The organism is Hespellia stercorisuis DSM 15480 (assembly GCF_900142165.1).
GTDB classification, from domain to species: Bacteria; Bacillota; Clostridia; order Lachnospirales; family Lachnospiraceae; genus Hespellia; species Hespellia stercorisuis.
Map to the genome: position 1 here is coordinate 95,495 of NZ_FQZY01000011.1, position 10,192 is coordinate 105,686.

Here is a 10,192-nt window from a genome sequence, read left to right on the forward strand (position 1 = left end):
AGGCCGCCATACTTCTGCTGTGCTTTTATATGCACTCATTATTTATTTCTGTAGTCTTCCATAATTTGCATGATTACCGGTGCACAGCACTTCCCGGTGGGACTTAATTCTTTGCAGTTTCCTTTTGTACAGGCACCTGTCATTTCCCGAATGTCTGCCAAAGTAGCTGCCCCTTTATCCATTGCTTCTTCGATCTGTCTTCTTGTTACATTCGAGCAGTAACATACCATTTGATCATCCATAAGTTTTCTCCTTTGATCCGATTTATTGTTGAAAATATTATAACACCATCCTGTGATTTTTTCCACAGTGCCAGACCGGCAGCCAGATTCGGTGCCTTTTAGTAAAAGAGAAAACTATCCGCAATATCGAAACTGCTTCTTACTCCTTCTGCTGCAGTATATGAATCTTTGCCAGCTCCTGCGAGATATTCAGCGCATGATCGCCGATCCGCTCAAAATCTGTCAGCATCTCTGAGTACAGAATGCATCCTTCCTCCGAGCAGGTGCCGCGGCGCATCCGCTCCAGCATGTGGTTGCGGTAGCGCTCGGTCATATCATCGATGCGCTGTTCCATCGCCGAGATCCTGGTCAGGTCATCCAGCCGCTCTGTACCGCAGATGAGCAGTTCACTCAGCATGGCTTCACTGACTCTCTGTATCTCCTTCTGCTCCTGTTTTTCCTCTTTGGAAAACTTCACGGCCTTCTCATCCAGCATCCTTGCATATCCACAAATATTCATGGCGTGGTCGCCGATCCGCTCAATATTTCCCGTGATCTTAAAAAATCCACTCAGCGTCCGGCTCTCCCGGATTTCCAGCTCCTTGGCAAGTGCCCGTGAAATGTAGTTCGAGATTTCTTTATTCAAATAATCGATCAGATCTTCCCGCTGCTCTACCGCCTCAATCATGGCAACGTCTTTTTTCCGGAACGCCTCGAAGCCCTCCCGTACATTTTCTCTTGCAAGCTCCATCATCCGGCCGCTTTCCTGCCGGATCTGCTCCGTGTATATGGCGAGGGACCCAATCTGTCTGCCCACTGCCTCCATATTCAGATACTGCAGCTTCTGCTCCTGCACCGGCTGGACCGCCGCCTCTTCCCTGTCCGGCAGCAAATGTTCTGCCAAGTCTGCCAGATAATTGCCAAAGGGCAGCAGCATCGCTGTCGTCACAATGTTGAACAGCGTGTGCATGTTCGCGATCTGTGCCGGCGGATTGCCCGGGGTCAGCTGTGCGACAAATTCGGTGAGTGGCAGCACCATGGTCGCCACTGTAAAGATGACCGTTCCTATGATGTTAAAGCTCAGATGGATGATCGTGGTCCGCTTCGCGCTCCGGCTCGTTCCAATGGACGCCAACAGCGCAGTGATACACGTTCCGATATTTTGTCCGAACAGCACGTACACCGCACTGGAAAATGGAATGATCCCACTTCGCGCAAGCGCCTGCAGGATTCCCACCGATGCAGAGGATGACTGGATTACTGCAGTAAAGGCCGCTCCGGCCAGAATCCCGAGAAGCGGATTGCTAAAGCTCGTCATCATGTGAATAAATGTCTGGGATTCCCGCAGCGGCATCATGGCCGTGCTCATCATGTCCATTCCGATAAACAAAATTCCCAGTCCCGCCAGAATGCTGCCGATGTGATGGTACTTTGGCTTTTTCATAAATGCCACCATTACTACACCCACAAATGCGATGAGCGGGGCGATTGCCCCCACATCCAGCGCGATCAGCTGTCCCGTGATCGTCGTTCCGATGTTCGCTCCCATAATGATCCACACCGCCTGCCGCAGCGTCATCATCCCTGAGTTTACGAATCCAACCACCATAACCGTCGTCGCCGAAGACGACTGAATGACTGCCGTGATCCCGGCTCCCACCGCCACGCCCAGAAAACGGTTCGCGGTCAGCTTCTCCAGAATCTGCTTCATACGGTTTCCAGCTGCAGCCTCCATCCCTGCACTCATCATCTGCATGCCATACAAAAACAGCGCCAGTCCCCCCAGCAGCCCGAATATATCTGTAATGTTCATAAACCTTCTCCATTTCTATTTTTTCCTGATTTGTAGTTGTTTGAAAGACGAACCGTGATATTACCGCTTTCCATCTTTCCTGCGCTCCCACATTGCCCACAGAATACTCGCTATGCAGACCGAAGAATAGCAGCCACTGATCAGCCCAAAGAACATAGGCAGCGAAAAATCTCTGATGGAATCAATCTGAAAAATAATCGATGCCGCAAGGATTGTCAGCACGCAGATTCCGGTCGTGACGGAAGTGTTCACCGACCGCGCCAGTACCTGCGTGACGCTGATATCCGTGAGCTCTGCCACATCGATCCCCATCGTCTCTCTCCGGTTCTCGCGGATTCGGTCATACACCACAATGGTGTCATTGATGGAGTATCCGATAATGGTGAGCACAACCGCCACAAACGCATCATTCAACGGAATTTTAAACAATACAAACACAAAGAACACCACCAGAACGTCATGGAGCAATGCAATGAGCGCCGTCACCCCTGCCGGAAGACCTGAGAGCGCGGAGAACCGGATCCATACGTAGAGCACGATAAACAGGAAGGAAAGCGCGATTGCAATTCCCGCATTTTTTAACGCCTTGGCACCGATATATGGTTCCACCGCATACGTCTTTGACAGTTGAATGGAATCGTCCCCTGCCAGTTTCTCCAGTGATACCGTGATCTTCTTCTGCATATCCGGCGTGATGCCACCATGTCCGGCCAGCGTGATTTCCAGGCTTTCGGAATTGTTCACATGACTCTTTGTCTCCTGCACGGTAACCTCCCGGCCTGTGATGTCTGCCACACGGCTCTCTACATCCTTGTTATTCACCGCCGAATCTACAGTGTAGTTCATCACCACACCACCTGTAAACTGCGTATCCAGACTGACGCCATTCATTCCAATTCCCACGATTCCCAATACAAAGATGGTTCCGGAAACAATCAGGCATATCCCTTTCTTCTGATAGAAGTTCCGCTTACAAAGCACTTTTTTTGCCCGGAACCATTTTTTGTCGTTCCACCGATGCAGCATTGTCAGGGACAGCTGCAGCATTCTCGAGACGGTGACTCCGATTACCACATTTACGATCATTCCGATCAGCAGCGTGTATCCGAAACTCAGCATGGAACCCGAGCCGAATATCATCAGGATCACCGCCACGATCGCGGTGGTCACATTGCCGTCCAACACAGAAGTAAATCCTGACTTATATCCATTTTTCACCGCCAGATGCACGGAACGCCCACGCTGCAGTTCCTCGGATATCCGCTCCGAAATGATGATATTTGCATCCACCGCCATGCCCAGCGAGAGAATAATTCCTGCGATTCCGGGCAGAGTCAGCGTGTACTGCGGCACAGAGATTGCAAGAAGCTGGAGCGTCATCTGCAGAACCAGTGTAAGGCATGCAACCACTCCCGGGAGCTTATAGTAGGCCACCATAAACAAGCACACCAGAACAAATGCCAGCAATCCCGCCCAGATCATGATATGTAATGCATTGTTTCCAAGGATTGGGCTGATTGTGGAGAAGCTGGTCGTCTCCAGGGAAAACGGCAGCGCACCGGAATTGATTTTGTCTGACAGTGCCTTCGCCTCATCATATCCGCTCATCCCGTTGATGACCGCCTGCCCGCCTGATATTCTGCTCTCCACCACCGGATTGGAAATCTGCTGGTCATCCATATAGATACCGAGCTTCTGCCCGATCATGTCTCCAGTCACCTTTTCAAACTTTTTTGCGCCCTCCTTATCAAAAGTCAGGCTGACAACATACTCTTTCTTAACACCCGAAGTTTGCTTTTCCGGTGATGCGCTTTTCACATCGGATCCCTCAATCATGACGTTGCCGTCCGCGTCCCGGAAAGAAAGCTGTGCCATCTCCCCCAGCTCCGCGATGGCATCCTCCGGGTTAAAATTCTTTTCATCAGACTTCCAGGGAAAACGGACAATAATATAGCCGCCCTCCTTATCCACCGTCACCTCCCGGTCTGTAATATTCAGCGCATCCAGACGCATCTCAATGACCTCACGGGCCGTATCCAATTCCTTTTCCGTGGCACTCCGGTCCAGATCCTGAGGCTCAAAAACAGCCTCCACACCACCCCGGATGTCAATTCCATAACGCATGTCACGCACGCCCTTCACATCGTCCCCGATACCAAAAGCTGCAACACAAATAAAAGCTGCAATCACACAAAGAATTACAGCAAGCATATTCTTGCCAGGTTTCATATTATACCTCTTTTCACTTTTTTATTCTGCCGTATGTTCCCGCTAAAGTGTACATTCTCTGTCCCCTTACAGGCACTCACGACTGCTGTTTACTTCGTTAAAATGAAAAGATATTTTTTTCTTCCGTCCTTGCTCTGTATATAATTCAGAATAAGCTGCTGCATCAGGGTCTGACAGCGCATGCCAATTTCCATCACAGCAAAAATCAAACTTGGGATAACTGCTATTTTGAATAAAACAGCATAGATAAGACTTGTAATACTTCTGGTTTCCGCCCGCAGCGGCGCACGAAATACAGCTCCCCCCTGAGAAGCCGCACTGATAAGACGCGCTGCAGTCTGGATATCCTCCACGAACCCCTGACTGACTGTCTTTAATGTGTCCGAAGATGCCTGCGCAGCAGAAATCGGACCATCCTTGGAGTCCATGGCGTGAGCGCTCTCCAGTGAGGTATTGCAAAAAGAAAAGCAAATAGCCATGCAAATAAGAAGACTGATAATAAAATGGTACTTTTTGTTGATTTTCATGACATTCACCTGCCTTCTATTTCTAAATATAATTTGGGGCGTATTTTACCTTTTACACTATTCACAACTATAGCTCACACCATTTATGATGTCAATGCTTTTTATGGTGACTTTTCACCGCGACTTTCTCACTGCCAGCACCGCAACAACCGCCGTCACCATCTCCGCAGCCGGGAATGCAAGCCACACCCCGTTCAGCCCCAGCGTCGCAGACAGCACCAGCGCACACAGAATGATTGCCACAACACCCCGCATAATAGAAGTTGTAAATGCCCAGCGCACAGATTCCACCGCGCTCAGGTACCCTGTCACCACAATATTGAAGCCGGCAAATAAAAATCCCATAAAGTAAAGCTTCAATCCATTCACCGCATAAGATGCCATCACTTCGTCCCGCTCGCTGTTGAAGACCGCGACAATCGACTCTGCCCCCACACGGGACAGAACAACCATAATCACTGCCAGGACCAGTGCCGTTAAGACACCCATTCGCAGCACTCTGCGCACCGCGCCCCGCTCCCCTTTTCCGTAAAGGTCACTGAATAACGGCTGCGCCCCCTGAGCCACACCATTGAACACGGATATTGCAACCAGCGAGGTATTCGCAATGACGCCATATGCCGCCACGCCGATATTCCCGGCAAGTCTGAGAATCAGCATATTGAATACAATGGTCGTCACTCCTGAAGAAATCTCTCCGATAAACGCAGAGATTCCGAGCTGGCAGGACTGCAGCAGCAGCTTTGGCGACGGCACAGTCCACCGGAACCGGATGGTATTCTTTTTGGAAAGAAAATGAATGCTGCAGATGGCAATTCCAATGATTGGTGAGACCGCAGTCGCCAGAGCTGCCCCGGCCATCCCCATTCCCAGTGGAAACATCAGAACGTAGTCCATCACAATGTTGAACAGGCTGCTGCCAAGCGTCGCCGCCATCGCCACAGTGGGATTTCCGTCATTTCGCACGAATGCATTGCAGATGTGATTCCACATAAAAAACGGTGTAAACAACATGAAAATCCTGGTGTAGGAGGTTCCCACTGCAACAATCTGCGCATCTCCACCCATCAGCGCAACAATCTGTCCCGGGAACAAGCCGCCCAGAACCACAAACACCATTCCCAAAGCCAGTGCACACAATACGGCATTGGAAAAATAGCGGTCCGCATGCGCATCATCCCTGGCACGCAGAATCTTGAAACGGATGGCCGAGCCCACTCCAATCATTGCCCCGACAGCAAAAATCAGACTGTAAATCGGCAGAACCAGATTCAGTGCTGTAATTCCCATGGCCCCCTCTGCCAGAGAGATAAAAAAAGTATCCGCCAGAATATAGAGGGACATCCCTATCATCCCCATGATGTTCTGTGATACGTATTTTGCAAATTGTTTTCTGATTGACATGTCTTCTATTCCTTTTCTCCAATTCTTATTTTATCGCCGTTGACTCACCAAGTCGTCATTAATCACCTGTCATTTTTTCGGCATGATCGCTTTTTTAACCTGTGGCTTTTCACGGACACTTTTAATCCATAGCATTCATTCTACTACACAGAGATAAAAAAAGACAGTCATAGTTTTGTTAACAAGAAGCAAAAAGAGTATAAAAAGTGCTCCCGCCGCAGCACTGCTGCCGACAGGAGCATTCTCACACTTGAAGCAAGGGACTTTTCATACTTTTTACATTCAGAACGGGGGCCTGCTTGATGAGGTTACTCTACGACTCCCGCTCATCATCCGCTACCCGCTCGATGTGCATTGCCAGATACCCGATCTCAATTTCGTCCAGCGGACGCTTCAGGCTGCTGCTGATTCCATCACAGATCCTCGTCGCTGTCTCGAACGCCAGTGGAAATTTCTGTTCCATATAATCGTTCATGCTCACTTTCAGCTTTTCACCTTTCAGGACGCGCGCCACCATGTAGCGCACATGGTTCATAAGCCGGTTGTAAGCCAGCGAGTTGACGGCGATGATTTTCTCTGTCTCCTGCTCCACCAGCGTAATACAGTCGCGGACAGCCTGGGCTGTCTGCATGGACTGTTCCACTCTCTCAGAGTCGATAGCCGAGTGGATATGTAGCGCGATGTAGCCGGTCTCATGCTCATTGATCTTGACATTTAACTTCTCCAGGATCAATGGTTCAAGACACTGTGCCACCTTATACTCATTATGAAAGATCACGCGAATGTCATTCGTCAGCGGGTTGCTGATCTGTTCGTTCTTCTGAATCCGCCCGATTGCAAACTCCAGGTGGTCTGCCAGAGGAAAGAGCGCGGACCGGTCAGTCCTGCCAAAGCATTTCTCCGCCTCATTCAGGGCAATGTCCGCCAGCTCCAGACAGATTGGCGAGATGGATTTGACCAGATTCTTTGCCTCACCACGCGTTGTGATTTCCTGCAGTGAATACAGGCTGTCCTCCGGTCTCTTTTCAATTCGTTCGCTTACTTTCCTGCCAAAACCAACGCCTTTTCCCATCATCAGGTACTCCTGGCTGCTGTCCGCTTTAATTACAATCACTGTGTTGTGATTCAATACTCTCTCAACTCTGTACATGCCTCTTCTCCACTCACCTTTACTCGTAGATATCTATCGCGAAAAGTGCTTCACCGGCTCCGATCTCTCCTTCTTTTAAAAGACGGATCTTCTGGTTATCCTCCAACTCCGTACACAGAATCGGTGTTGCAACAGACGGCGCATGCTCTTTCAGGTAATCCAGATCTAGTTCCAGCATCGGATCGCCCTTCTTCACCTTCTGTCCGTTTTCAACCATCACCTTAAAGCCTTCTCCGTTCAGTTTCACTGTATCGATACCGACGTGAATCAGAAGGCTGACCCCTGAATCCGTCATAAATCCGACTGCGTGCTTTGTCTCGAATACAAATGCTACCTCGCCATCCTCCGGTGCTCTCACAACCGTATCCTCCGGAGTCACAACCGCACCGTCACCCATCATCTTCCCTGCAAATGCTTCGTCAGGCGTTGTGGACAGGTCTGCCGCCACACCCTTGAACGGACTTGAGATTATGATAGATTTTACGACCTCTGCTTCTCGCTCCTGTTTTGTTCCGCTTTTTCCATCTTCTCCGTCGTCAGATGCGTCTGTACCTGCTGCTTTCTGTGCATTTTCAGTCTCTCCTGTGTACTCCACATCCGGTGCTGTCTCCAGATAATCCTCCAGATTTGATTTTACAACGGTTACGTTCGGTCCATAGATAACCTGCACGCCATTTCCCTTGTGCACCACACCTGACGCTCCTGTGGATTTCAGCAGCGCATCGTTCACCAGTTCAGCCTTGTTGACCGTGCAGCGCAGTCTCGTCGCACAGCAGTCCACATCGCTGATGTTGCGTTTGCCGCCAAGTCCACGTGTGATTGCTGCGCTCAGTGGGTCCGCTTCTTCGGAAACCGCCGCTCCGCCTTCACCGCCCTGCTCTGCCTTGCGGGCATTGACATCGGCTTTTGTATAAAGCTTTGTCTCCGTATCATCATCTTCACGACCAGGTGTCTTGAAATTAAACTTCTTGATCATGAATTTGAAAATGAAGTAATATAAGAAGAAATAGATAATTCCCACAGGAATCACTTTCAGCCAGCTTGTCTTCGCATCTCCCTGCAGGATGCCGAACAGGAAGAAATCCAGAAAACCGCCGGAAAATGTCAGTCCTACCGCAATATTTAACATATGGGCGATCATGTAGCAGGAACCTGCCAAAATCACCTGTACCACGAACAATGCCGGTGCCACGAACAGGAATGAAAATTCCAGAGGCTCTGTGATACCTGTCAGCATACATGCAAGCGCTGCGGACAACAACAGACCGCCGGCCGCTTTTTTCTTCTCCGGTTTTGCACACTGATACATTGCCAGCGCTGCACCCGGAAGTCCAAAGATCATAAAGATAAATTCTCCTGAAAAATATCTGGTTGCATCTGCACTAAAATGTGCAATATTTCCTGCATCCGCTAACTGTGCAAAGAAAATATTCTGTCCTCCTGCCACCATTTTACCGGCAACTTCCATCGTACCACCGACTGCCGTCTGCCAGAATGGCATATAAAATACGTGGTGCAGTCCGAACGGAATCAGTGCTCTCTTCACCAGTCCGAAAATAAGTGTTCCCACATATCCGCTTCCTGTCACAAGTCCGCCCAAAGCGTAAATACCATTCTGAACCGGCGGCCATACAAAGTACAGTGCAATTCCGACGAACATATAAACCACCGTAGAAATTATCGGAACAAATCTTGTGCCACCAAAAAATGACAGTGCGTTCGGAAGGGAAATCTTATAAAAACGGTTGTGCAATGCCGCAACTCCCAGCCCCACAATAATACCACCAAACACGCCCAGCTGCAATGTCTGGATACCGCAGGATGTTGTAATTGTTCCCTCCAATACGTTCTTTGCGATCTCTCCACCTACGATTTTACCGTTGAGGATCAACATCGCATTAATTGCCGTATTCATGACAAAGTAGGCAACCATAGCTGCTAGCGCGGCAACCGATTTTTCCTTTTTCGCCATACCAATTGCAACTCCCACCGCAAAAATCAGCGGCAGATTGTCAAATACAACACTTCCCACCTGGTTCATAATCACCAGAAGTGCGTGAAGAATTGTGCCATCCCCCAGAACCCGGGTTAATCCGTATGTTGCAATTGTAGTCTCGTTCGTAAATGAACTACCGATTCCCAGCAGCAGCCCAGCTACCGGAAGAATTGCGATCGGCAGCATAAAGCTTCGGCCGACACGCTGCAAAACACCAAAAATTTTGTCTTTCATCTCATTCTCTCCTTTTGATTCACTCAATCCTTGTACTAAATGGTTTCAGTTTCAGGAGGAATGTGTATTCATATCTCTTCGCGCGCATATGCATATACAGGAAACTACCGACGAAACTACGGCTAATCCGTATATGCAAAAAAGGAAGACACCAATACACATAACCATCCCTTCATGTTATGTATAGTGAATGCCTTCCGAAAAGTTACATACTATGTATATTAAATTAGCACTGCCATTGTTGTTTGTCAAGCCCTTTTTGTTTTAGTTTTCCGGATTATGAACCATTTATGATAATGTCCTTATATACCACAAGGGGAAATGTCCCAAGTATGGTATACTGACTCCTGCTTATAATTTAGAACAGGAGGAATTCATTATCAGAAAGGTTATATTAGATATGGACGAACAAAAGAAATATGAAGTGATTAAAGGGCTTGCTGACCATCCAAGTCCAAACAAAGAACGAGCTGCTCTTACACTTGGCTGCACAGTACGCCACATCAACCGCATGCTTGCTGGTTACACAAAATCAGGGAAAGAATACTTTGTACACGGTAACAAAGGCCGTAAGCCCGCCAATACCATCCCTGAGGCAACAAAGGTTATTGTTATAGA

General features: G+C 48.9%; 7 protein-coding genes and 1 pseudogene. 1 reads left to right on the forward strand and 7 read right to left on the reverse strand.

The genetic code is table 11. The annotated features are described in order from the left end of the window. Positions 1–38: 38 nt before the first annotated feature. The 7 genes from BUB85_RS04425 to BUB85_RS04455 all read right to left on the reverse strand — a co-directional run bounded on the left by BUB85_RS04425 (position 39) and on the right by BUB85_RS04455 (position 9,574). Positions 39–242 (reverse strand): (2Fe-2S)-binding protein, encoded by a 204-nt coding sequence (locus BUB85_RS04425; RefSeq protein WP_073105820.1) that lies wholly within the window; start codon positions 240–242, stop codon positions 39–41. 139 nt (positions 243–381) lie between these two features. Next, the gene (locus BUB85_RS21105; protein ID WP_073105823.1) at positions 382–2,034 is read right to left on the reverse strand and encodes a Na/Pi cotransporter family protein; all 1,653 of its coding nucleotides are present in this window, start codon (positions 2,032–2,034) and stop codon (positions 382–384) included. A 60-nt stretch (positions 2,035–2,094) separates the two neighbouring features. Further along, positions 2,095–4,263 (reverse strand): protein translocase subunit SecDF, encoded by a 2,169-nt coding sequence (locus BUB85_RS21110; RefSeq protein WP_073105825.1) that lies wholly within the window; start codon positions 4,261–4,263, stop codon positions 2,095–2,097. A gap of 89 nt (positions 4,264–4,352) precedes the next feature. Beyond that, a complete protein-coding gene (locus tag BUB85_RS04440) occupies positions 4,353–4,790 on the reverse strand; it encodes a hypothetical protein (protein WP_073105827.1) in 438 nt (145 codons plus the stop codon). Positions 4,791–4,904: 114 nt separating this feature from the next. After that, positions 4,905–6,194 carry an MATE family efflux transporter gene (locus BUB85_RS04445; protein WP_073105829.1) on the reverse strand — a complete coding sequence of 430 codons (1,290 nt, stop codon included), beginning with the start codon at positions 6,192–6,194 and terminating at the stop codon, positions 4,905–4,907. Positions 6,195–6,507: 313 nt separating this feature from the next. Further along, a complete protein-coding gene (locus tag BUB85_RS04450) occupies positions 6,508–7,344 on the reverse strand; it encodes a PRD domain-containing protein (RefSeq protein WP_073105831.1) in 837 nt (278 codons plus the stop codon). A gap of 19 nt (positions 7,345–7,363) precedes the next feature. Further along, complete coding sequence (locus tag BUB85_RS04455; RefSeq protein ID WP_073105833.1) at positions 7,364–9,574, reverse strand: PTS transporter subunit IIABC; 2,211 nt, start codon at positions 9,572–9,574, stop codon at positions 7,364–7,366. Positions 9,575–9,974: 400 nt separating this feature from the next. Between BUB85_RS04455 and BUB85_RS04460 the strand changes: the two are divergent. Continuing rightward, a pseudogene (locus BUB85_RS04460) lies at positions 9,975–10,192 on the forward strand (ISNCY family transposase); the annotation flags it as partial.